The organism is Bosea sp. 685, from assembly GCF_031884435.1.
Taxonomy (GTDB): Bacteria; Pseudomonadota; Alphaproteobacteria; order Rhizobiales; family Beijerinckiaceae; genus Allobosea.
Map to the genome: position 1 here is coordinate 3,430,956 of NZ_CP134779.1, position 21,373 is coordinate 3,452,328.

A 21,373-nucleotide genomic window follows, 5' to 3' on the forward strand; every position below is an offset into this window, starting at 1 on the left:
CAGCGGCATCGGACTCATCAGCGAAACTGGCCGCGCCGATCACATTCCTTGCCTTGAGCCCCGGGCCCCTCGCGTCTATGCACGCGCGATAAGAGCGAGGGACGGTGATGACGACGAACCGACTGCGGCTGGGCGTGAACATCGATCACGTCGCGACGGTGCGCAATGCCCGCGGCGGCGCCCTGCCCGATCCGGTGCGCGCCGCGCATCTGGCCATCGCCGCCGGAGCCGACGGGATCACCGCGCATCTGCGCGAGGATCGCCGCCATATCCGCGATGCCGACATCGAACGGCTGATGGCCGAGTTGACCAAACCGTTGAATTTCGAGATGGCGGCGACCGACGAGATGGTCGCGCTGGCGGAACGCCTGAAGCCGCATGCAGCCTGTCTCGTGCCGGAGAAACGCGAGGAGCGCACCACCGAGGGCGGGCTCGACGTGGTCGGCCAGCGCGCCGCGCTGACCCCGCAGATCGCTCGCCTCAAGGCGGCGGGCTGCAGCGTCTCGCTCTTCATCGAGGCCGACGAGGCGCCGATCGCGATGGCCGCCGAGCTCGGTGCGCCGGTCGTCGAGCTGCATACCGGCAGCTGGTGCCATGCCGTCCAGGACGGCAAGACGGCCAAGGCGGAAGCCGAGTTCCAGCGCCTCGCCAAGGGGGCGGCCCTTGCCGCGACGCTCGGGCTCGAAGTCCATGCCGGGCATGGGCTCGACTACGAGACGGCCCGCCTTCTTGCCGGCGTGCCGGGCTTCGTCGAATTCAACATCGGCCATTTCCTCATCGGCGAAGCGATCTTCATCGGCTTCGAACAGGCGATCGCGCGGATGCTGCAGGCGATGGACCAGGGTCGCGCCGGGATCTGAGCAAGACGACGCCCCGACAGAAAGCGCCCTGACATCTTTCGGGGCTTGAGAAAGCGAAAACGATGACCGATCGGGACCGGCACAGCCTCACGATCATTCCGCCGAGCCATCCCTTGCGCGGTCGCGTCGCCCCGCCTGGTTCGAAGTCGATCACGAATCGCGCCTTGCTGCTGGCTGCCCTGGCGAAGGGAACCAGCCATCTCACAGGCGCGCTCAAGAGCGACGATACGCGCTACATGGCCGAAGCCTTGCGCGCCATGGGGGTCACGATCGCGGAGCCCGACGAGACCAGCTTCACCGTGACCGGAGACGGCCGCTTGCGGGAGCCTGCCGCGCCGCTCTTCCTCGGCAATGCCGGCACCGCGACGCGTTTTCTGGCAGCGGCCGCGGCCCTGGTCGACGGGCGGGTCGTGATCGACGGCGACGAGCATATGCGCAAGCGGCCGATCAAGCCGCTCCTGACCGCGCTGCGCTCGCTGGGCATCGACGCGACCTCCGAGACCGGCTGTCCGCCTGTCACGATTCGCGGCACGGGCGGTTTCGAGGCTGGTCGCGTCGAGATCGATGGCGGCCTTTCCAGCCAGTATGTCTCCGCGCTCCTGATGATGGCCGCCTGCGGCTCGGGCCCTGTCGATGTCGTGCTCGCCGGCGACGATATCGGCGCACGCGGCTATATCGAGCTGACGCTTGCGGCGATGGAGGCCTTCGACGCGCAGATCGACCGTCCCAACGCCTCCAGCTGGCGGGTCGCGCCGACCGGCTACCGCGCCGTGGATTTCGCGATCGAGCCCGATGCCTCGGCGGCAACCTATCTCTGGGCAGCCGAAGCGCTGACCAATGGTGCGATAGACCTCGGAATGACAGCGGCAGCCTTCACGCAGCCGGATGCCCGGGCTTACGACGTCATTGCCAGCTTCCCTCGCCTTCCCGCGATCATCGACGGATCGCAGATGCAGGATGCCGTGCCCACCCTGGCGGTGCTCGCCGCTTTCAACGAGACGCCGGTGCGCTTCACCGGCATCGGCAATCTTCGCGTCAAGGAATGCGACCGGGTCGCTGCGCTCGCTGCCGGCCTGTCCCGGATCTTGCCCGGCCTCGGCCGTGAAGAAGGCGACGACCTGCTCGTGGCGTCCGATCCGACACTGGCCGGGCGGACCTTGCCGGCCTCGATCGACACTTATGCCGATCACCGCATCGCGATGAGCTTTGCCCTGGCCGGATTGAAGCTGCACGGCATCACCATTCTGGATGCGGGCTGCGTCGCCAAGACCTATCCCGACTATTGGCAGGCTCTCGCTTCGCTCGGCGTCGCCTTCGACGGCTAGACGGATCAATGCGAAAAACCGGTTTCCACTTTTTCGCATCCTGCCCGAGAGCCGGATGATTTCAGCTGGGATCACTTGGTGATCCCAGCTGAAATCTGAATCCGTCTCTCATCTCAGAGTGAGAGCAGGATCGATTGCGAAAAACCGGTTTCCACTTTTTCGCATCCTGCTCTAAATCCGGGGCATGATCCTCGGCATCGGCTCCGACCTCTGCGACATCACCCGCATCGAGAAATCGCTTTCGCGGTTCGGCGAGCGCTTCACCCATCGCGTCTTCACCGAGGGCGAGCGCCTGAAATCGGATCGGCGGGCGACGCGGGCCGCCTCCTATGCGCGCCGCTTCGCCGCGAAGGAAGCCTGCTCCAAGGCGCTTGGAACCGGGATGCGGGCCGGCGTGTTCTGGCGCGACATGGAGGTCATCAATCTTCCCGGCGGACGGCCGACATTGCGCCTGACCGGCGGCGCCGCCGAGCGGCTCCTGGCAATGACGCCGCCCGGCCATGAGGCGGTCATCCATGTCTCGCTGACCGACGACCCGCCAATGGCCCAGGCCTTCGTGGTGATCGAAGCCCGTGCGAAGGCCGCGAACTCCGCCTGAAAGGACGCCGATGCAGCCGTCTTCGCCAATGGAGGCGCCGGGCACTACGGAAGCGGACGCCAGGCGCAATTTTCGCGATCAGGCCGGATATTGCCGGGAACTCGGCTCCCCCTTCATAGCCGAGCTCTGCGATCTGCTGGGCAGCCGCCTCGACCACTCCAGCCGGTTTGGCCGGCGCGTCCTGGGCTGGCCGGGCAATGCGCGAGCCGACGCGCTGGCGCTGCGGGCAGCGGGAGCCTTCAACGCATTGGCGCGGAGCGAGCAGGTTCCGGCACTGCAAGAGGTCTATCCGCCCAGGCATGGCGATCGAGAAGCGCTCTGGCACGCCTTGGCGCGGACGATCGCCAGCCATGACGCCTTCCTGCACGATTATCTCGACAGCGCCCCGCAGACCAACGAAGTCCGGCGCAGCTCCGCCCTGCTCGGCGGCGGGCTGATCATCGCGCGCGAATTCGGCCTGCCGCTGAGCCTGCTCGAGATCGGCGCGAGCGCCGGGCTCAATCTCGGCTTCGAGCACTATCGTTACGAACTGGGAACAACCGCTTACGGCCAAGCGGGCTCCGGTGTCGTGATCCGCAGCGAATGGCGCGGCGGCGCACCCGAGCTTGCGACGCCGCTCGCGGTCGTGGCGCGGCGCGCCTGCGATCTCAACCCGCTCGATGCGGCCTCGGACCGCGACCGGCAGCGGGTGCTGTCCTATATCTGGCCGGACCAGAGTGCGCGGGTGGAGACGACCGAAGCGGCCTTCGATTTCGCCGCCGGGATGCCGTGGCGGGTCGAACGGGCCGATGCAGCAGCCTGGGTCGAGGCGTGCCTCGCGGAGCCCGCCGAGGCGGGCCTGACGCGTGTGCTGATGCACAGCATCATGTGGCAATACATGCCGGAGACGACGAAGGAGCGCATCGCGGGTGCAATGCAGAAGGCTGGCGAAGCCGCCAGCCTGGAACGTCCCCTCGCCTGGCTCCGCATGGAGGCCGATGGCGGCAAGGAGGGCGCCGCCGTGACGCTGACCACCTGGCCTGATGGCACGGAGCGCGAGATAGCCCGGGCCGATTTCCACGGCCGCTGGGTGGCGTGGTCCTGAGGCTCAAAGTATCGGCCCGAAAAGTGGGAACCGGTTTTCGGAGCAAGCCGACGCAAAAACAAAGCCCTGCAGCATCAGTCCGAACGCGATATTCGGTCTGATGCTGTAACGGCGTCAGGACCAGCCGTTCCTCACGTCTCGTCGTTCAGCCAGCGGTAGAGGATACCGCCGAAGGCGCCGCCGAGGACCGGCGCGACCCAGAACAGCCAAAGCTGGGACAGGGCCCATCCGCCGACGAACAAGGCCGGCCCCGTGCTGCGCGCCGGGTTCACCGAGGTGTTGGTTACCGGGATGCTGACCAGATGGATCAGCGTCAGGGCCAGACCGATCGCGAGCGGTGCGAAGCCGGCGGGAGCCTGCTTGCTGGTCGCACCGAAGATCACGAAGAGGAAGACCGCCGTCAGCACGAATTCGGCCACCAGAGCCGCGACCAGACTGTATTTGCCGGGCGAATGGTCGCCATAGCCGTTGGAGGCAAAGCCCTTCGAGACATCAAAGCCCGGCGCGCCGCTGGCAATCACATAGAGAAGTGCCGCCGCCGCGATGCCGCCGACCACCTGGGCCACGACATAGGGCGGGATCTGGCTTGCCGGGAAACGCCCACCCGCCGCGAGCCCAATCGTAACGGCTGGGTTGAAATGGCCGCCGGAGATGTGGCCGACGGCATAGGCCATGGTGACGACCGTGAGGCCGAAGGCCAGCGAGACACCGAGCAGCCCGATCCCGACCTGTGGAAATCCAGCAGCGATGACGGCGCTGCCGCAGCCCGCGAATGTCAGCCAGAAAGTACCGATCGCTTCAGCGACATACTTCTTCGTGTTCATGGCATTTCCCCCAAGAATCAGCCCCGGCATGCTGCATCCTGGAGTTGGTGCGGTCAATCGACGCAGCCATAGCGTTGCCCTGCTTCCAGCGCGGAGATTGAACCTCCCGCACCGTGCTGCGTTGCAGCAAGAACGGGCCGGCGATTTGCGGACTCAACAGGGGTGTGAATGGACCTAGCCGCGACAATGAACCAAGCCGCGACTTGGAGCCAGGCCGCGACTTGGCTCAGCATGCCGCTTGCGCTTCTGCCGCCCTGGCTGATCAGCCTTGGGGCCTTCACCCTTGCGGTGGCGTTTGCCCTGCTGGCGCATAGGACGGCCTTCGCCATCCTGACGCGGCTCGTCAGCGGGATGGACCTGTTCTGGCGCTCGCTCGTCTCGCGCACGCACGGGCCGACACGTTTCGCCGTGATCACGGTCGCGCTCGGCTTCGCCGCGAGCGTCTCCCCGCTAAGCGAGGGTCAAGCGGTCCTGATCCGCCAGATCCTGCTGGTCTGCTTCGTGGCGTTGGTGGGCTGGATCGCCAAGACCGCGCTGCAGGTCTGGACGACGGTCTATCTGCGCCGCTTCAAGCTCGATGCCGACGACAATCTCCTGGCGCGTAAGCATGTGACGCAGACCCGCATCCTCCAGCGTGTCGGCGACTTCGCGATCGTGATCGTGACGCTCTCGGCCGCGCTGATGACCTTCGACGGCGTCAGGCAATACGGGGTCAGCCTGCTCGCCTCGGCGGGTGCGGCCGGCATCGTCATCGGCCTGGCGCTCCAACCTGTCTTGAAGAACATCTTCGCCGGCATCCAGCTCGCCGTGACGCAGCCGATCCGCATCGACGATGCGCTATTGGTCGAGGGCGAATGGGGCAATGTCGAGGAGATCACCTCGACCTATGTCGTCATACGGCTCTGGGACTGGCGTCGGATGATCCTGCCGCTGAGCTATTTCATCGAGAAGCCGTTCCAGAACTGGACGCGCGACAATGCTGCGCTGATCGGCACCGTGATGCTCTATCTCGACTACGAGACGCCGATCGACGTGCTGCGCGCCAAGGTCGAGGAAATAGCCAACGGCTCGACACTGTGGGACCGGCGCGTAGTCAATGTCCAGGTGACGGATTTCCGGCAATCGACGATGGAGGTCCGCATCCTGGTCAGCGCCGGCACCTCGCCGCGCGCCTTCGACCTGCGCTGCGAGGTGCGCGAGAAGCTGATCGCCTTCCTGCAGCGCGAGCATCCCCGCTCATTGCCGCGCCTGCGCGCGGAAGCCAGGTCGATCGAACCACCTGGTCCCGCCAATGCAGTCATTGCGCGGCACGCCGCCGAATAGCCGTTATTGGCCCTCAATGCGCGCTGGCGGACTTGCAGGGCCTTGGTGGCCGCCGTTGTCCGCAGCGCAACATTCCGCTAGACCGCGCATTGCAAGCCGAACCAGGAGCGCCCGCGTGGCCAACGACGCCGACATCAAGAGCAAAGCGGCCCGAGACAAGGGCGCCAAGGAGGAAGGCGGCGTTCTCGAGACGATCAAGGTCGTCGTCCAGGCGCTGCTGATCGCGCTCGTCATCCGCACGCTGCTGTTCCAGCCCTTCAACATTCCGTCCGGCTCGTTGATCCCGACCTTGCTGATCGGCGATTACCTGTTCGTCTCGAAATATACCTATGGCTACTCCAAGCATTCGATTCCGTTCAGCCCGCCGCTGTTCGACGGACGCGTCTGGGCGGCCGAGCCCAAGCGCGGCGACATCGCCGTGTTCAAGCTGCCGAGCGACAATTCCACCGACTACATCAAGCGCGTCATCGGCCTGCCGGGCGACCGCATCCAGATGATCGACGGCATCCTGCACATCAACAATGTGCCGGTGAAGCGCGAGCGCATCGCCGACTATGTCACCACCGATAACTGGGGCCGCAGCACGCCGGTCATCCAGTATCGCGAGACCTTGCCCAACGGGGTCAGCCACGAGATCATCGAGCGCGAGGGCGACACCGGCACCTTCGACAACACCCCCGTCTTCCTGGTGCCGCCGGGGCATTTCTTCATGATGGGCGACAACCGCGACAATTCGCTCGACTCGCGCGACCGCAGCGTCGGCTTCGTGCCTTTCGAGAACTTCGTCGGCCGCGCCGAGATCATCTTCTTCTCGATCGAGGACGGCGCCTCGGCCTGGCGCGTCTGGGAATGGCCCTGGACGGTTCGCTGGAACCGCCTGTTCAGCGCGATCAAGTGAGCAAGCCGGGAGAAGGCGGGCGCAAGACGCCGGACCTGGCGAAGCTGGAGACGGCGCTCGGCCATGTCTTCGCCGATCGCGCTTTGCTGATCACGGCGCTGACCCATATGAGCGCCGACGGGCCGCGCCTGGGCAGCTATCAGCGCCTGGAATTTCTCGGCGACCGCGTCCTGGGACTGAGCGTAGCCGACATGCTGTTTCGGCGTTACCCTCTCGCCGAAGAAGGCGACATGTCGCGCCGGCTGGCCGATCTCGTGCGCAAGGAGACCTGCGCCGAGGTGGCGCTGGCCTGGGATCTGGGCCAGTTCATGCGGCTCGGCGAGGGTGAGATCCTCGGCGGGGCGCGCAAGAACAAGGCGATCCTGGCCGATGCCTGCGAGGCGATCATCGGGGCGGTGTTCATCGATGGCGGCTACGAGGCGGCGCGCGGCCTCGTCGAGCGTGCCTTCGGCGAGCGCCTGCTGAAGCCGGTCCGCCCCTTGCGCGACGCCAAGACGGCGCTGCAGGAATGGGCGCAGGGCCAGGGCTACCCGACGCCGACCTATAGCGAGCGCGGCCGCACGGGACCGGACCACGCCCCGGTCTTCCGTGTCGCCGTACGCATCACCGGCCTGGACGACGCCGAAGCGCAGGGCCCGTCCAAGCGGCTGGCCGAGCAGGCGGCGGCAGAGGCCTTCCTGAGGCGCGACGGCCTCTGGAGCGAAACCATGGAGAGCGACAATGGCTGAGGCGGGACCATCCCCCCAGGAGAAATCCCCCCTGGAGACTCGGCCCACACGCTGCGGGTTTGTGGCGCTGATCGGCGCGCCCAATGCCGGCAAGTCGACGCTGCTCAACCAGCTCGTCGGCGCAAAGGTCTCGATCGTCTCGCGCAAGGTGCAGACGACGCGCACGCAGGTGCGCGGCATCGCGCTGTCGGGCGTGGCGCAGGTGATCTTCGTCGACACGCCCGGCATCTTCGCGCCCAAGCGCCGGCTCGACCGCGCCATGGTGACGAGCGCCTGGGGCGGCGCGACCGATGCCGACCTGATTGGCGTGCTGATCGATGTCGAGCGCTTCGATAATGAGGAGAACACCCGCCTGCTGGAGAAGCTCGCCGAGCTGAAACAGCCGAAATTCCTGATCCTCAACAAGATCGACCTGGTGGCGAAGGAAAAGTTGCTCCAGATCACCACCCAGGTGAACGAGCTCGGCCGGTTCGAGGCCACCTTCATGATCGCGGCGCTGACCGGCTACGGCGTCAAGGACGTCCTGGCCTGGCTGGAAACGCGGCTGCCGCTCGGCCCCTGGCTCTATCCGGAAGATCAGATCTCGGATGCGCCTTTGCGCTTCCTCGCCGCCGAGATCACGCGCGAGAAGATCTTCGAGCGGCTGCATGACGAATTGCCCTATCGCTCCACTGTCGAGACCGAGAGCTGGCAGGAGAGGCCCGACGGCTCAGTGCGTATCGAGCAGACGATCTATGTCGAGCGCGAGGGCCAGCGGAAGATCGTGCTCGGCGAGGGCGGCCAGACCATCAAGGCGATCGGCCAGAAGGCGCGCGTCGAGATTTCCGAAGCCGCCGAGGCCAAGGTCCATCTCTTCCTGTTCGTGAAGGTGCGCGAGAACTGGAGCGACGATCCGGAGCGCTATCGCGAGATGGGGCTGGAGTTTCCGAAGGGCTGAAGGTTCGCACTGTTGCAAGCGCCCTTCCCGCAGAGCCTGGCCTGAACTGAATCGAGCGACATCAAAGGCCTCCGATCGCTCGCCACCATCCGCGCCGTCAGGGCGTCATTCTCGGGCTTGCCCCGAGAATCTCATGACCAGCGCACTCTGGTTTTCGAGATGGTCGGGTCAAGCCCGACCATGACGTGCTTCGGATCCCGGCCCCGGCCCCCGGATGAATCATCCGGCTCCTAGCCTCAGCGCCCGCGGAAGGCCGCCGCCAGCTCCCTGACGAGCGCGTTCCCACGCGGCGACGCGACATTGCTGCGCAATACCACCTCCGAGTCCCCGAGTGCCGGCAGCCCCCATTCCGGCCCGACATCCACGGCGCCGGCCGGTGCGATCCGCGCCGCCAGCGGTGAAACGCCGAGCCCGCCTGTAACTGCCGCCTTTACGGCGGCCATGCCACCGCCGATGAAAGCTTCGCGCCACGCGACGCCGGCACGGTCCAGCGCCAGCGCCGCATGACGCCGCAGGCGGCATTCGACCATCAGCGAGACGACCGGCAGCGGTTCGCCCGGCAACCGGGTCAGCGAGGGTGCCGCAAACCAACCGCAAGCATCGTGGCGCAGAACCTCCCCGGTCCGGCCGGAACCAAGGCGACGCAGCACCACGACATCGAGTTCGCCGCGCTCGAAGGCCTCCTCCAGCACAGCCGAAGCCTCGATGCGCAGGCTGATCAGCCAGCGCGGATCATGCCCGACCAGGCGCGCCAGCAGCGCCGGCGCGTCTGCTCCCACCGCCTGCTCGCTGATGCCGATCGCGATGCGCTCGCGCGCGTCCGAGAAAGCCTCGCGTGCACGCTCATGCGCAGCCATCAGATCGCGTGCGGCGGGCAGGAAGCGCTCGCCCTCCGCGGTCAGCCGCACCAGGCGCGGATGCCGCTGCAGCAGCAGGCGGCCGAGCGTCTCCTCCAGGCGCTTCACCCGGACGCTGACGAGGGATTGCGTGGTGCCGAGCGCCTGCGCCGCACGGGTAAAACTGCGGAACTCGGCAGCACCGAGGAAGGCCGCGACGGCGTCGATATCGAGGGCAGGACTCATATCATGATAAATCCGTATCTTTGATATACACATTGATACGGTTTTCAGATTTGATAAACAAGCCTAGCTTCCTGTCACGGCGCATCCGCGCCGCCTGCACAGGAACCACCGCCATGCCCTTGATTCGCATTTCCATGAGACGCGGCCGCCCGGCCTCCGAGCCCTCCGCCATTGTCGACGGCGTCTACCGTGCCTTGCGCGAGACCTTCGAGGTCCCTGAGAACGACCTCTTCGCCCTGATCCACCAGCATGAGGCCGACGAGTTCATCTATGCCGCGAATTATTTCGGCTTTGCGCGCTCGGATGCGCTGGTGATCATCCAGATCACCGTCAACAACTCGCGGGGAGTCACGCAGAAGAAGGCTCTGTTCGCCAAAATCGCCGAAAACCTGCGCCGCGAGCCGGGACTGCGCCCCGACGACATCTTCATCAACCTCATTGAGACGGCGCGCGAGAACTGGTCGTTCGGAGCCGGTATCGCGCAATATGTGTGAGGATAGCGCGGGCGCGCCTTGCAACCGCGCCCGATCCGACGCAAAGACGCGCGGGGTTTTTTCAGCGAGGCGCGAGCGATGACCGACGACGACGTTCTGGCCGAATTCCGTGATGCCGGCGCGCTGCTCGACGGGCATTTCATCCTGTCCTCGGGCCGGCGCAGCGCGGTCTACCTGCAGAAGATGTTCATCTTCCAGGATCCGGTGCGGACCGAGCGGCTGTGCAAGGCGCTCGCCGCCAAAATCGAAGCCGCTTTCGGGACTGTCGATTACGTCGTCTCGCCGGCGGTGGGCGGCATCGTGCCGGGTTACGAGACAGCGCGCCATCTGAAGGCCAAGGCGATCTTCGTCGAGCGCGAGGACGGCCAGTTCAAGCTGCGGCGCAGCTTCTCCATCCCCAAGGGCGCGCGCGTCGTCATGGTCGAAGACATCGTCACGACCGGGCTCTCCTCGCGCGAATGCCTGGCCTCGATCGCCGGCGAACCCGGCACGATCCTGGGCGCGGCCTGTCTCGTCGACCGCTCGGCCGGCCGCGCCGATCTCGGCGTCCAACTGGTCAGCCTGATGAAGCTCGATGTTCCCGACTACGCGCCCGACGCGCTGCCGCCGGAGCTTGCCGCCATCCCTGCGGTCAAGCCGGGGAGCCGCGGCCTGAGCGCCTGATATTGCGCCTCGCCCGGCTGCGGCGAGACGCCACATGACAGATTATAAATTGCCGGCAAATCAGCCCTTATTCGACATTGTTAGACCGCGATTTATTTTGATTCTGAGCATTCAAAGACATTTCAGGCAGGAGTGATTGCCATGGCAGCCGACCCGCGTATCGCGCTTTTCATCGACGGCGCCAATCTCTACGCGACCTCGAAGCAGCTCGGCTTCGACATGGATTATCGCCGCCTGCTCAAGGAGTTCCAGGGGCGCGGCAACCTGATCCGCGCCTTCTATTTCACCACGCTCGTGGAGAGTGAGGAGTATTCCTCGATCCGCCCGCTGGTCGACTGGCTCGACTACAATGGCTACCGCGTCATCACCAAGGCGGCCAAGGAATTCACCGACGCCACTGGCCGCCGCCGGGTCAAGGGCAATATGGACATCGAGCTGGCGATCGAGATGCTCGAGCTCGCGCCGCATCTCGACCAGATCTACCTCTTCTCGGGCGATGGCGATTTCCGGCCCTTGGTCGAGGCGGTACAGCGCAAGGGCGTGAAGGTCTCAGTGGTCTCCACGATCGCGACCAACCCGCCGATGGTCTCCGACGAACTGCGCCGGCAATGCGACGATTTCCTCGATCTCGCCCAGCTGATGCAGAAGATCGGGCGCGACCCGTCGGAGCGCTCCGCGCGCGGGCCAAGCGCGCCTGGAACACCCGGAAACCCCGGCCTGGAGCGGCGCTACGGCATCCGCCAGGGCGACGAGGCCGTCGAGGGGTGAAGGCTTCTTCCTTCTCCCCTTGGGGGAGAAGGTGGCTGCGAAGCAGACGGATGAGGGAAGGGCTGCGCAAGCGGCCCTTTTCTTGTTTTGGGGTTGAGGCTCTTCCCTCATCCGTCAGCGCTTCGCGCTGCCACCTTCTCCCGCATCAAAGTCGGCTGTTGCCGACTTTGACACTTTGGTTGCCCATCTCGGGCAAGCCCGAGATGGCTGGGAGAAGGTCTTCACCCACCCGCCTTCATGATCCGGGCCTTGTCGCGGTTCCAGTCGCGGTTCTTCTCTGTCTCGCGCTTGTCGTGCAGCTTCTTGCCGCGCCCCAGCCCGAGCTCGACCTTCGCCCGGCCCTTCTCGTTGAAATAGACCTTCAGCGGGATGACCGTGTAGCCGTCGCGCTGGATCGCGCCCATCAGCTTGTTGATCTGGCGGCGATGCAGCAGCAGCTTGCGCGGCCGCTTGACGTTGTGGTTGAAGCGGTTCGCCTCAAGATATTCCGGGATATGGGCGTTGAACAGGAAGAGTTCGGTGCCCATAGGGCCGGCATAGCTCTCGCCGATCGTCGCCCTGCCGCCACGCAGCGATTTGATCTCGGTGCCCTGCAAGGCGATGCCGGCCTCGAGCGTCTCGATGATCTCGTAATTATAGCGCGCCTTGCGATTGTCCGCGGCGAGCTTGTAGCGATCGGGATCGGGCTTGTTCATGGGAACTCCGGCAGTGGGCAGTGGGCAGTAGGCAGTGGGGCTGCGCCCCCTCGACTGCCGACTGCCGACTGCCGATTGCCCTACTTAAGCATTCAGGAGCCCGGCGAAAACCATGGCGTCGCGAATGATCTTGCCCGTCGGCGCCGTCACCGGCAGCAGCGGCAGGCGCAGCTCCTCCTCGATGCGGCCGAGCAGCTTCAAGCCGTGCTTGGCGCCGGCCAGACCCGGCTCCTTGAAGACGGCGTCATGCAGCGGCACGAGCCGGTCCTGGAGCTTCAGCGCACCGGCATAATCGCCCTTGAGCGCCGCCACCATCAGATCGGCGCAGAGCTTGGGCGCGACATTGGCGACGACCGAGATGCAGCCATGGCCGCCGGCCGCCATATAGGCCAGCGCCGTCATGTCCTCGCCCGAGAGCTGGATGAAATCCGCGCCCATGGCATGGCGCTGCTGCGAGACGCGGGCGAGATTGGCCGTCGCATCCTTGACGCCGGCAATATGCTTCAGCTCGTAGAGCCGCGTCATGGTCTCGACCGACATATCGACCACCGAGCGCGGCGGGATGTTGTAGATGATGATCGGAATGCCGACCGCATCGTTCACCGCCTTGAAGTGCTGATACATGCCCTCCTGGGTCGGCTTGTTGTAATAGGGCGTCACCACCAGCACGGCGTCGGCGCCGGCCTTCTCGGCATGGACGGCGAGGTCGATCGCCTCATGCGTGTTGTTGGAGCCCGCGCCCGCGATCACCGGCACGCGGCGCTTCGCTTGCGCGACCACGATCTCGACGACGCGCTTGTGCTCGTCATGGGAGAGCGTCGGGCTCTCGCCGGTGGTGCCAACGGGCACCAGGCCCGAGCTGCCGCTCTCGATTTGCCATTCGACCAGGGCGCGCAGCGCCTCCTCGTCGATCTTGCCGGCTTTGAACGGCGTCACCAGCGCGGGAAGCGAACCGGTGAAGGCAGTGTGCTTGGTCATGAGCGCGGCGTCCTGACGCGGAGGTCCAATCGAAGGGCCGACAGACATAAACCCTCAGCCGCCACAGGCAAAGCCGGCAACCCATCAAAAAGCGTGGTCCTCATGGTTAAGGCTTCATAAACCGCCATCGCCCACCATCGCAGGTCAAGCGCCCCTTCAAGGAGCCTGCGATGGCCTCGCCTCTCGCCTGCCAGCGCTCTGTCCGCAAGAACTCTGCCGGCAAGCGCTCTGTCCGAAGGCGCTCTGTCCGCGAGCACTTGGCCTGGCTGATCATTCCGGCGCTGTTTCCTGTGACAGCAGCGCTGGCCGGCGACGATGGCGAGCAGCGCGCGCAACAGCCGCGCCTGCTTGCTGTCGATGTCGAGACCACGGCGGCGCTGCCGCCCTACCCCGATGCGCAATTGCGGCTAGAGGCCGGCGCCGGCCTGGATGCCGTGAAGGCGGCGGTCGCCGCCTACAGGCGCGGCGCGTTGCCCGAGGGCGACGCGATCGCAGCCGCGATCGACGACCGCACGGCGAGGGCCCTGCTCGAATGGGTCGCGATCCGCTCAGGCGCCAACGCGATCCCGTTCGCGCGGCTCAACGCCTTTCTCCAGGCCTACCCCAACTATCCCGCCACGACGCAGTTCCGTCGCCGCGCCGAGGAGGCGCTGATCGCGGAAAAAAAGGACGCGGCCACGATCCGCGCCTTCTTCTACGCGCAGCGGCCGGTCGGCCCGGCCGGGCGCGTGGCGCTGGCGCTGGCGCTCAAGGCGGAAGGGCAGAGCGACGACGCGACCGCGCTGATCCGCCAGCTCTGGCGGCAGGACCATCTCGGCCAGCCACTGGAGACCGTGGTGCTCGCCGAATTCGGCGACATCCTCAGCCGGGATGATCACAGGCTGCGCACGGAGCGCTATCTCTTCCGCGAGAACGCCATGGCGGCGCTGCGCAACGCCGCCCGCGTGTCGGCTGATTACGTCACGCTTGCCCGCGTCAGGCTCGCCAGCGCCCGGGAAAGACGCCCGCTCCCGGCGTCCCAGATCGCCTCCGTGCCGGCCTCGCTGAAGGGCGATATCTCCTTTGCCTTCCTGCAGGCGCAGCAGGCAAGGCGAGCCGACAAGCCGGTCGAGGCTGCCAAGGCACTAGGCAAGGTTCCGCGCGACCCCAACCTGCTCGGCGATGGTGACGAATGGTGGACGGAGCGCCGCTTGATCGCGCGCCAGCTGCTCGACGCCGGCGACGCCGCAAAGGCTTACGAGGTCGTAGCCGGACATGGCGCGGAAAGTACCGTCGCGCGCATCGACGCTGAATGGCATGCCGGCTTCATCGCCCTGCGCTTCCGCATGGATGCCGCGACCGCGCTGAAGCATTTCATCGAGGCCGGCAAGCTGGCGGAGACGCCGATTTCGGTGTCGCGCGCCGCCTATTGGGAGGGCCGCGCCGCCGAGGCGCTGGGCAAGGAGGATGTATCGCGCACCGCCTATGAGCGCGCCGCCGAACACCCCGTCGCCTATTATGGTCAGCTCGCCCGCGCCCGGCTCGGCCTGCCCGATCTGCCGCTGCGGCGCTCGGCCTCCGTGGCGCTCGGCCCCCTGCCCGGGCATCAGGGCGTACAATTGCTCTATCGGATCGGAGCGCGCGACCTTGCCACGATCATGCTCGGCGACCTCGCGCAACGGCTCTATACCACGCCGGCGCTGGAGGCCGTGGCGGCGATCGCCAAGCGCGAGGGCGATGCGAAATCGCTGCTCGCGATCGGCAAACAGGCCCTGCAGCGCGGCTTTCCGCTCGACAGCGCCGCATTTCCGACCTTCGGCGTGCCGGATTTTCCGGTGTTGGGCGATCCGATGGAGCGCGCCATCGTCCACGCCATCGCCCGCCAGGAGAGCGCCTTCGACCCCACCGCGGAATCGCATGCCGGCGCGCGCGGATTGATGCAGATGATGCCCGCGACCGCGCGCGAAACGGCAAGGCGCGCCAACCTGCCCTTCGACTGGCCGCGCTTGGGCCGCGACGCGCTCTATTCGGCCCAGATGGGCGCGGCCCATCTCAACGACCTGCTGAGGGACTGGCGCGGCTCCTACATCCTGACCTTCGCGGCCTATAATGCTGGTTCGGGCAATGTGAAGAAGTGGATCGCCGCCTATGGCGATCCGCGCGACCCGCAGGTCGACGCCGTCGACTGGGTCGAGCGCATCCCGTTCCAGGAGACGCGCAACTATGTGCAGCGGGTGATGGAGAACCTGCAGGTCTACCGCCAGCGGCTCGACCAGCGCACCGCCTATCTGATCGATTACGACCTGAAGCGAGGTGGCAAGCGGGCCGACTAGAACAATTTCCGATCCGATCGGATCGTTCAATTGCTCTAGCTCTTTGTTTTAACGCGTTTTCTTCACGCGAACCGGCAGCCACTTCGCTCGAAAACGCTCTAGCAGCGTCGCTCCTATGCCCGCTTGCGCGCGATGCAGGCGCCCCAGAACAGGCTGGAGAAGAACCAGTTCGGCGCGTCGAATCCCGCCTCGCCGAGCAGGCCAGCGACTTCGGCCTCCGAGCGCGGCGGGTCGGCGCCCTGGAGGATCTTGCCGAGCTTCGCCTGAACCTCTTCGGGGGCTGCGCCAAACATGCGCCAGCGCTCGCCCCAGGCCGCGAGCAGAAGCGGCTCGCTCGCATAGGCGTAGCGGTTGCCTGCAAGAATCAAGGGCGCACCCGGCTTCAATCGCGCGGCGATAGCGTTGAGGATATCGCGCTTGGCGGCATCGCCCGGTAGATGGTGCAGCACGCCGATCAGCGTGACGGCGTCGAAGCGCAGCTCCAAAGGCAGATCCGCGACATAGCCGAGGCGCATCTCGGTCCGCCCCAGAAGATCGTGCTCGCGCAGCCGCGCAAGCGCCAGGTCCAGCATGGGCTGCGACGGATCGACGGCGGTGAAGCGCCAGTCCGGCTCCAGCGCGCCGGCGCAGACGATCTCCTGCGCCCCGCCGCCCGCGCCCACGACCAGCACTTGCGCCGGCCTGCCCGCTCCAAGCGTCGCCGCGAGCATGCAGGCGGAGAGCTCATGGCAGGCATCATAGCCGGCCAGGCCGATACGGCTCTGGACCTGATACTCGGCGGCCCGGCTGGGGTCGAATTTCTGCGTCGATTCGGGCGGTGGCGTCGTCATCGTTTCGTCCGGCGGGTTGGAGCGGCACTCGGCATCGCGCGCTTGCCGAACCGGCGCAAGGCCGGGCGGCGCATGTCTCCCGAGCGTGTGAATTCTTCCCAGCGTTTGAACGCGAGGGAATCCATGATTAGCTGCGCCACGATCTGGCCCGCCAAGAGAGCGTATGACCACTCAAGCCGACTTCTCCTCCCTCTTCATCAGCGCCCGCGACGGGCTCAAGCTGCATGCGCGCGATTATGGCCCCCTCGCCTCACGGGCTTTGCCGGTGGTCTGCCTGCCCGGCTTTGCCCGCACCGCCGCCGACTCCCATGAGCTCGCTCTGGCCCTATCGCAGGATGCGGACAAACCCCGGCGCGTACTGGCGCTCGATTATCGCGGGCGTGGCCTGTCGGCTTACGACAAGGACTGGAAGAACTACGATATCCGGGTCGAGCTCGACGATCTGATGCAGGTCCTGACGGCGGCCGGTATCGAGAACGCCGTCTTCGTCGGCACCTCGCGCGGCGGGCTCCTGACCATGGCGCTGGCAGCGGCGCGGCCGGCTCTGATCAAAGGCGCGGTGCTCAACGATGTCGGCCCGGTGATCGATGCGCGCGGCCTGCTCAGGATCCGGGGCTATGTCGGAAAGCTGCCGCTGCCGCGCAGCTTCAGCGAGGGAGCGGAGATCCTCAAGCGCCTCTCGGACCAGCAGTTTCCGCGCTTCGGCGAGGCGGAATGGGAGATGATGGCGCGCCGCACCTGGACCGAGCGCGACGGCCGGCTCGTGCCCGACTACGACCCCAATCTGATGAAGGTTCTGGAGGAGCTCGACCTGGAAGCGCCGCTGCCGGTGCTGTGGAACTATTTCGCCGGGCTGAACGGCGTGCCGCTGCTGGCGATCCGCGGCGAAAATTCGGATCTTCTGGCCGAGAAGACCCTGAAGGAGATGGGCGAGCGCCATCCCGACTGCGAGATCTTCGTCGCGCCGGGACAGGGCCATGCCCCGCTGCTCGGCCCCAAGGACATGGTTCGGCGGATCGGGAAACTGATCAACCGGGCCGAGCGGCTGGCGGCTTGAGGGACTGTTTGAAATGAGCCCGATGATTTCAATGGCTCTGTGTTGATCACCCAAGCGCCGTCATTCCGGGCGCAGCAAAGCGGAGACCCGGAATCCATCGTAGAGTTCCGGAGCCCTCCGATGGATTCCGGATCTGCGCCGCTGCGCGGCTTGTCCGGAATGACGGCGCGGGTGATAGCGAGCGGTCAGACGTCCTTGATATCTCTCGATGGATCTCAGAGAGACCTCTGAGCGCGTCAGCTTCCGGGCGTCGGCCGCCCGGCCTTCACCGCCCGCGAATGCGCGGTCTCGCCGCCATGGCTGAGGATATCGGCATCCTCGCGCCAATTCTCCGCGAGCCCCTTGCCAGGCACACTGGCGAAGGCCGAGACATAGCGCATCTCCGGCTCGCGCAGCGCCGCGATCTGGTCGAAATGCCAGATTCCGAGACGGTTGAGATCAGCCGCAATAGTGGGGCCGATGCCCTTGATCAGTGTCAGATCGTCGGCCTTGCCGTCGCGGGCTTGCGTCAGGAGGTTCTTCGGCCGCTCGCCTTCGAAGCTGCCCTCGGATAGCGGCGCGACATTGCCCTGACCATGCGAGCCGTCGTCACGGGAGGATGAGACCTCGCCCGCCCGGACGCGCTTGGCGAACGCGGTCTCGGCGCCCCGAGCCAGCGCCTTGGCCTGCCCGACCCAATCCTCGCGCTCGATCCGGCCGGGAAAGGCGAGATAGCCGCCGACCCATTCGACGTTTTGCGCGCTCCAGGCGGCGATCTGGTCGAAATGCCAGATGCCGAGACCATGCAACCGGCCTTCGTTCTGCCGGCCTATGCCCTTGATCAGTTTGAGGTCGTCGGGGGTCTCGGAGCGCGCGGCGGCCAGCCCGGCCGGCCGCTCTCCGGGAATGGCGTCCTCACCCTCGACTTTCGGCACGTCCTTATTGGCCTCGCGGATCGATTTGATGCCCTTCAGGACCGTCTTGCCGTCATCAACCTTGCCGTCATCGGTCTTGCCGTCATCGACGACCGGTTTCGCAGGCAGGATAAGCGTCGCATCGTTCGGCATCGATACGGGCGCGACATTCGCGCCTCCGAGCTTGGGCATCTCGCCAGAATCGCGCGGGGCAGCCTCCTCGGTAGCCCGCGGCTCCCACGCCGAGCGCAGGAGGCTGGCGAGCAGGCAGCCGGCGACATAGACCGCGATGAAGAGCAGCGCGCTCTCAAGCCAGAGCGCCAGAACGCCGTTCAGCGTCTGCGACCAGGTCAAGGCGGCGACCGCGAGCCAGACACCCAGGAGATAGCTCAGCTTGCCGCTCCAGAGCCTGCCGCCGTCATGGCTGATCCAGCCCATGACGAGGCCGAGCGCGAAAGCCGCGAGCAGGAACCAGGCGAATTGCGTGGCGAGATACAGCATAGCCCCTGACAGCCTCTATTTCGCGACCGTGAACTGAACGCGCCGGTTCATCACCCGCGCATCGGGGGCGCCGTGAGGCACCAGCGGTCTTTCCGTGCCGAAGCCGGCAACGCTCAGTTGAGCCGGGTCTATGCCGCGCCGGACGAGCTCGTCGCGCACGCGCAAGGCCCGGCGCTCGGACAGGTCGAGATTGTTGAAGCCGCGCCCCTCGCCGTCGCGATTGGCGTGCCCCTCGATGGTGATGCGCGAGGCCGGGCACTGTTTCAGGATCGCGAAGGCCTCGCTGACGACCCGTTCGGTCGTGGGGTCAAGCGGGACCACGGCGGTGCCCTGGCCGAACAGCACGGTGTTGCGCTTGGTCAAGGCGTCCAGGTCGTTCTGGCAGGTGTTGGGCGGGTCGATGACGCAGCCCGTCTGGCGCAAGCCGACGGAGGCGGAAACCTTGAGAGGCCCCGGCGCGGTGGCCGCGCTGGTCTCGACCTCGCTCTTGATCAGGTCGCGGCAGGTCAGACCCTGGATGACGGCGCCCTCCTCGCTGAGGCTGGCCGAACCGAGATCGAGCCGCAGCAGGTTGACCAACGCGGCATGCGCCGCAGCCGTGAAGCCCGCGGGCGCACCCGGCAGGAGCGTGGTCGAATCGCTGACCTTGCCGCGCAGCGACGATGCCTCGACCAGCGCCAGCAGATCCTCGCGGGAGCGCGCATCAGGCAGATATCCCGTCAGCGAGACGCCGGATTTGTCGACCGTGAGCCGCAGCCCATAGGGCCGGACCGCGAAGGCGCCAGCAGCGGTCCCGGCCTTGAGGCTGAGGCCGGCAGGCATCGGTTGCCGGGCCAGCGCCGCCTCCAGGGCGCGCAAGCCCGCCTCATCCGCGACCTCGCCAGACAAAGCGAGCTCCGAACGGTCGAGCGAGACCGTGCCGCGCGTCATATTGCGCAGAAGCGCGAAGGCGAAGCCCGTCGCGGCAGCGTAGTCCGGCGTCGCCACGAGGTTGGGTTCCACTGTCGTGCGATCATCGAGCGGGCCGGCATTTGCCAGACCGGAAGCTGCGTGCAAGGCGGCGCGGGTGGCCTCATCGCGCACCAGGCCGGTGACGACCAAGCCTTGCTCGCTCTTCTCAGCCTGCCAGCGCAGTATAACGGGAGCCGGAGCCGGCACGGCAGGCACAGCGGTCGCAGGTTGAGCCGATCCTTGTGCCCTCCCTGGTACCGCCCCTGAGGTTGCGTCGGCGGCCGAGCCTGTCGACGGGCTTGCCGGCGGCGCGCTTGTCGCCCCGGGCGTCAGTGTGGGCGCGGCCGGAACGGGAAGCCCCGGGACCGGAACTGGCTCAGGCGGTGGTGCGGGTGGGCATGCGATCGTCGCCTTGGCGACGGAATCCGGTCCATCAAGCTGGGCGACGAGCAGCCGCAAGGCCTGGCAGGCTTCGAAACTGTCGGGGCCTGCACCTGTCAATTCATAAGCGTCTCCAATGAGTTCTGCCTTGCCGTTGCGCAGCCGGGCGAGATCGCCGATCGCGCGTGTCGCCTTGGCTGGAAAGGCAGCGGGCGCGCCGAGCGCCGGCTTGGTCAGATCGTTGAGCGGCGTCGGCTCAGGAAAACTGCGGCGCAGCAGCGCCTGGAGCTGACGCCGGACATCCTCGGATGGATAAGAACCGGTGACCGCCACGGAACCATCGGCCGCGCGTTCCGCGCTCCAGCGATAGGGTGCGACCACCGGCGGCTCGAGTGCACAATCGACGGGCTGGAAGCCGCCCTTCGCCAGATTGGGCAAAGCGTTCTTCAGGGCCAGGAAGGCGTCCGGCGTATCGGCGCTGCCCTCGATGCAGAAGCGGCCATCATCCAGCGCGACCTTGCCTGAAGACAGCTTCGGCAATTCCGCGAGCACGGTCCTGGTCATCTCGGCAAAGCCCATTGGGGCGCCGAAGGCGAGGCTCTGGCGATCCTCGATCCGCATACCGGGCAGAGCAGCACCAGCTGCTGCGACATTGGCCGTGGCCGTGGCTTCATCGGGCACGGAGCCGCTGAGCGTGACCACGCCGGCTTGGCGCGTCGCCGACCAGCTATAGGGTCGTTGCGCCACAGCCTGCGACAAGCCGCCGAGCGCTCGGCGCACGCCGAATTCCGAACGCAGCTGCGCCATGGCCTTGGCCGCGCCATCAGCAGAGAGCGCCTCGCCGCCGATCGAGACGTCGCGGCCGACGACTTGCGCCACGATCGGCCGCGCGCCGGGCGCCTGCCCCGCCGCCGAACTTGCGGCCAGCATCGCGCGGTTGCCGACATCGTGCTGAATGGCATCGTCGAGAGCGAGGTTGCCCATGCCCCAGAGCAAGGCGAGCGGCGCCAAACCCCAAAGCCAACGCAGCGGTTGCCCCATCCTCGAAATCCCCGCAGCCAGCCCGGACCTGCACGCTTTGGTTGCGCACGGTCACCCTGCCCTCAAGTCAGGCCGGATCATGGGGTTCTGTCAAGCTTCTTGCCTTAACCCACGCTGAACAAACAAAAAAAAGCCCCGGGTTTCCCCGGG

Annotated in this window: 21 protein-coding genes; 13 read left to right on the plus strand and 8 right to left on the minus strand. The window is 66.4% G+C overall.

What is annotated here, in order from left to right; genetic code table 11:
* Positions 1–107 precede the first annotated feature (107 nt).
* The 4 genes from RMR04_RS17440 (at position 108) to RMR04_RS17455 (ending at position 3,867) form a co-directional block, all read left to right on the plus strand.
* Positions 108–860: a pyridoxine 5'-phosphate synthase gene (locus RMR04_RS17440; protein ID WP_311909596.1), complete on the plus strand. Its 753-nt coding sequence runs from the start codon at positions 108–110 to the stop codon at positions 858–860.
* A gap of 62 nt (positions 861–922) precedes the next feature.
* Positions 923–2,185, plus strand: coding sequence for a 3-phosphoshikimate 1-carboxyvinyltransferase (locus RMR04_RS17445; protein ID WP_311909598.1), 1,263 nt, complete (start codon positions 923–925; stop codon positions 2,183–2,185).
* Between the two features lie 184 nt (positions 2,186–2,369).
* Positions 2,370–2,783, plus strand: coding sequence for a holo-ACP synthase (gene acpS, locus RMR04_RS17450; protein WP_311909599.1), 414 nt, complete (start codon positions 2,370–2,372; stop codon positions 2,781–2,783).
* 10 nt (positions 2,784–2,793) lie between these two features.
* Positions 2,794–3,867: a DUF2332 domain-containing protein gene (locus RMR04_RS17455; protein ID WP_311909601.1), complete on the plus strand. Its 1,074-nt coding sequence runs from the start codon at positions 2,794–2,796 to the stop codon at positions 3,865–3,867.
* Between the two features lie 131 nt (positions 3,868–3,998).
* Here RMR04_RS17455 and aqpZ read toward each other — a convergent pair whose 3' ends face one another.
* Positions 3,999–4,691 carry an aquaporin Z gene (gene aqpZ / locus RMR04_RS17460; RefSeq protein WP_311909603.1) on the minus strand — a complete coding sequence of 231 codons (693 nt, stop codon included), beginning with the start codon at positions 4,689–4,691 and terminating at the stop codon, positions 3,999–4,001.
* 186 nt (positions 4,692–4,877) lie between these two features.
* Between aqpZ and RMR04_RS17465 the strand changes: the two genes are divergently transcribed.
* From RMR04_RS17465 to era, 4 genes are all read left to right on the plus strand, one after another.
* On the plus strand, positions 4,878–6,014 hold the full coding sequence (locus RMR04_RS17465; protein WP_311909605.1) for a mechanosensitive ion channel family protein: 1,137 nt from the start codon (positions 4,878–4,880) through the stop codon (positions 6,012–6,014).
* Positions 6,015–6,147: 133 nt separating this feature from the next.
* Complete coding sequence (gene lepB, locus RMR04_RS17470) at positions 6,148–6,912, plus strand: signal peptidase I (RefSeq protein WP_311915871.1); 765 nt, start codon at positions 6,148–6,150, stop codon at positions 6,910–6,912.
* Positions 6,909–7,640, plus strand: coding sequence for a ribonuclease III (gene rnc, locus RMR04_RS17475; RefSeq protein WP_311909606.1), 732 nt, complete (start codon positions 6,909–6,911; stop codon positions 7,638–7,640). The genes lepB and rnc overlap by 4 nt, the downstream gene beginning before the upstream one ends.
* Positions 7,633–8,577 carry a GTPase Era gene (gene era, locus RMR04_RS17480; RefSeq protein WP_311909608.1) on the plus strand — a complete coding sequence of 315 codons (945 nt, stop codon included), beginning with the start codon at positions 7,633–7,635 and terminating at the stop codon, positions 8,575–8,577. The genes rnc and era overlap by 8 nt, the downstream gene beginning before the upstream one ends.
* A gap of 236 nt (positions 8,578–8,813) precedes the next feature.
* Here the strand turns inward: era and RMR04_RS17485 are convergent, their stop codons facing one another.
* Together RMR04_RS17485 and RMR04_RS17490 are read right to left on the minus strand one after the other, a co-directional pair.
* Positions 8,814–9,659 (minus strand): LysR family transcriptional regulator, encoded by an 846-nt coding sequence (locus RMR04_RS17485; protein WP_311909610.1) that lies wholly within the window; start codon positions 9,657–9,659, stop codon positions 8,814–8,816.
* Position 9,660: 1 nt separating this feature from the next.
* Complete coding sequence (locus RMR04_RS17490; protein ID WP_311909611.1) at positions 9,661–9,795, minus strand: hypothetical protein; 135 nt, start codon at positions 9,793–9,795, stop codon at positions 9,661–9,663.
* On the opposite strand from RMR04_RS17490, the gene RMR04_RS17495 reads away from it, so the two are divergent.
* From RMR04_RS17495 to RMR04_RS17505, 3 genes are all read left to right on the plus strand, one after another.
* Positions 9,794–10,153 carry a tautomerase family protein gene (locus tag RMR04_RS17495; RefSeq protein WP_311909612.1) on the plus strand — a complete coding sequence of 120 codons (360 nt, stop codon included), beginning with the start codon at positions 9,794–9,796 and terminating at the stop codon, positions 10,151–10,153. The two genes, RMR04_RS17490 and RMR04_RS17495, sit on opposite strands and share 2 nt — an antisense overlap.
* Before the next feature lie 78 nt (positions 10,154–10,231).
* On the plus strand, positions 10,232–10,816 hold the full coding sequence (gene pyrE / locus RMR04_RS17500; protein WP_069691078.1) for an orotate phosphoribosyltransferase: 585 nt from the start codon (positions 10,232–10,234) through the stop codon (positions 10,814–10,816).
* A gap of 141 nt (positions 10,817–10,957) precedes the next feature.
* Positions 10,958–11,584 carry a LabA-like NYN domain-containing protein gene (locus RMR04_RS17505; protein WP_092164490.1) on the plus strand — a complete coding sequence of 209 codons (627 nt, stop codon included), beginning with the start codon at positions 10,958–10,960 and terminating at the stop codon, positions 11,582–11,584.
* 221 nt (positions 11,585–11,805) lie between these two features.
* Here the strand turns inward: RMR04_RS17505 and smpB are convergent, their stop codons facing one another.
* Together smpB and dapA are read right to left on the minus strand one after the other, a co-directional pair.
* On the minus strand, positions 11,806–12,279 hold the full coding sequence (gene smpB / locus RMR04_RS17510) for an SsrA-binding protein SmpB (protein WP_311909613.1): 474 nt from the start codon (positions 12,277–12,279) through the stop codon (positions 11,806–11,808).
* Between the two features lie 84 nt (positions 12,280–12,363).
* Positions 12,364–13,257, minus strand: a complete 894-nt coding sequence (gene dapA, locus RMR04_RS17515) for a 4-hydroxy-tetrahydrodipicolinate synthase (RefSeq protein ID WP_311909614.1) — start codon at positions 13,255–13,257, stop codon at positions 12,364–12,366.
* 170 nt (positions 13,258–13,427) lie between these two features.
* Here dapA and RMR04_RS17520 point away from each other — a divergent pair, with 170 nt between their 5' ends.
* Positions 13,428–15,569, plus strand: coding sequence for a lytic transglycosylase domain-containing protein (locus RMR04_RS17520; protein WP_311909615.1), 2,142 nt, complete (start codon positions 13,428–13,430; stop codon positions 15,567–15,569).
* A 113-nt stretch (positions 15,570–15,682) separates the two neighbouring features.
* Here the strand turns inward: RMR04_RS17520 and RMR04_RS17525 are convergent, their stop codons facing one another.
* A complete protein-coding gene (locus tag RMR04_RS17525; RefSeq protein ID WP_311909616.1) occupies positions 15,683–16,399 on the minus strand; it encodes a class I SAM-dependent methyltransferase in 717 nt (238 codons plus the stop codon).
* A gap of 163 nt (positions 16,400–16,562) precedes the next feature.
* Here RMR04_RS17525 and RMR04_RS17530 point away from each other — a divergent pair, with 163 nt between their 5' ends.
* Positions 16,563–17,456, plus strand: coding sequence for an alpha/beta fold hydrolase (locus tag RMR04_RS17530; RefSeq protein ID WP_311909617.1), 894 nt, complete (start codon positions 16,563–16,565; stop codon positions 17,454–17,456).
* Positions 17,457–17,692: 236 nt separating this feature from the next.
* Here the strand turns inward: RMR04_RS17530 and RMR04_RS17535 are convergent, their stop codons facing one another.
* The gene (locus RMR04_RS17535; protein ID WP_311909618.1) at positions 17,693–18,850 is read right to left on the minus strand and encodes a hypothetical protein; all 1,158 of its coding nucleotides are present in this window, start codon (positions 18,848–18,850) and stop codon (positions 17,693–17,695) included.
* Positions 18,851–18,865: 15 nt separating this feature from the next.
* Positions 18,866–21,223 (minus strand): OmpA family protein, encoded by a 2,358-nt coding sequence (locus tag RMR04_RS17540; RefSeq protein WP_311909619.1) that lies wholly within the window; start codon positions 21,221–21,223, stop codon positions 18,866–18,868.
* Between the last annotated feature and the right edge of the window lie 150 nt (positions 21,224–21,373).

Excerpts from the sequence above, each read along its gene's own strand:
- RMR04_RS17540 (WP_311909619.1), bottom strand. The coding sequence starts at position 21,223 with ATGGGGCAACCGCTGCGTTGGCTTTGGGGTTTGGCGCCGCTCGCCTTG.
- RMR04_RS17485 (WP_311909610.1), bottom strand. The coding sequence starts at position 9,659 with ATGAGTCCTGCCCTCGATATCGACGCCGTCGCGGCCTTCCTCGGTGCT.
- RMR04_RS17465 (WP_311909605.1), top strand. The coding sequence starts at position 4,878 with ATGAACCAAGCCGCGACTTGGAGCCAGGCCGCGACTTGGCTCAGCATG.
- dapA (WP_311909614.1), bottom strand. The coding sequence starts at position 13,257 with ATGACCAAGCACACTGCCTTCACCGGTTCGCTTCCCGCGCTGGTGACG.
- RMR04_RS17495 (WP_311909612.1), top strand. The coding sequence starts at position 9,794 with ATGAGACGCGGCCGCCCGGCCTCCGAGCCCTCCGCCATTGTCGACGGC.
- era (WP_311909608.1), top strand. The coding sequence starts at position 7,633 with ATGGCTGAGGCGGGACCATCCCCCCAGGAGAAATCCCCCCTGGAGACT.
- RMR04_RS17445 (WP_311909598.1), top strand. The coding sequence starts at position 923 with ATGACCGATCGGGACCGGCACAGCCTCACGATCATTCCGCCGAGCCAT.
- aqpZ (WP_311909603.1), bottom strand. The coding sequence starts at position 4,691 with ATGAACACGAAGAAGTATGTCGCTGAAGCGATCGGTACTTTCTGGCTG.
- pyrE (WP_069691078.1), top strand. The coding sequence starts at position 10,232 with ATGACCGACGACGACGTTCTGGCCGAATTCCGTGATGCCGGCGCGCTG.
- RMR04_RS17490 (WP_311909611.1), bottom strand. The coding sequence starts at position 9,795 with ATGGAAATGCGAATCAAGGGCATGGCGGTGGTTCCTGTGCAGGCGGCG.
- RMR04_RS17455 (WP_311909601.1), top strand. The coding sequence starts at position 2,794 with ATGCAGCCGTCTTCGCCAATGGAGGCGCCGGGCACTACGGAAGCGGAC.
- RMR04_RS17525 (WP_311909616.1), bottom strand. The coding sequence starts at position 16,399 with ATGACGACGCCACCGCCCGAATCGACGCAGAAATTCGACCCCAGCCGG.
- RMR04_RS17520 (WP_311909615.1), top strand. The coding sequence starts at position 13,428 with ATGGCCTCGCCTCTCGCCTGCCAGCGCTCTGTCCGCAAGAACTCTGCC.
- RMR04_RS17440 (WP_311909596.1), top strand. The coding sequence starts at position 108 with ATGACGACGAACCGACTGCGGCTGGGCGTGAACATCGATCACGTCGCG.
- RMR04_RS17505 (WP_092164490.1), top strand. The coding sequence starts at position 10,958 with ATGGCAGCCGACCCGCGTATCGCGCTTTTCATCGACGGCGCCAATCTC.
- smpB (WP_311909613.1), bottom strand. The coding sequence starts at position 12,279 with ATGAACAAGCCCGATCCCGATCGCTACAAGCTCGCCGCGGACAATCGC.
- acpS (WP_311909599.1), top strand. The coding sequence starts at position 2,370 with ATGATCCTCGGCATCGGCTCCGACCTCTGCGACATCACCCGCATCGAG.
- RMR04_RS17530 (WP_311909617.1), top strand. The coding sequence starts at position 16,563 with ATGACCACTCAAGCCGACTTCTCCTCCCTCTTCATCAGCGCCCGCGAC.
- RMR04_RS17535 (WP_311909618.1), bottom strand. The coding sequence starts at position 18,850 with ATGCTGTATCTCGCCACGCAATTCGCCTGGTTCCTGCTCGCGGCTTTC.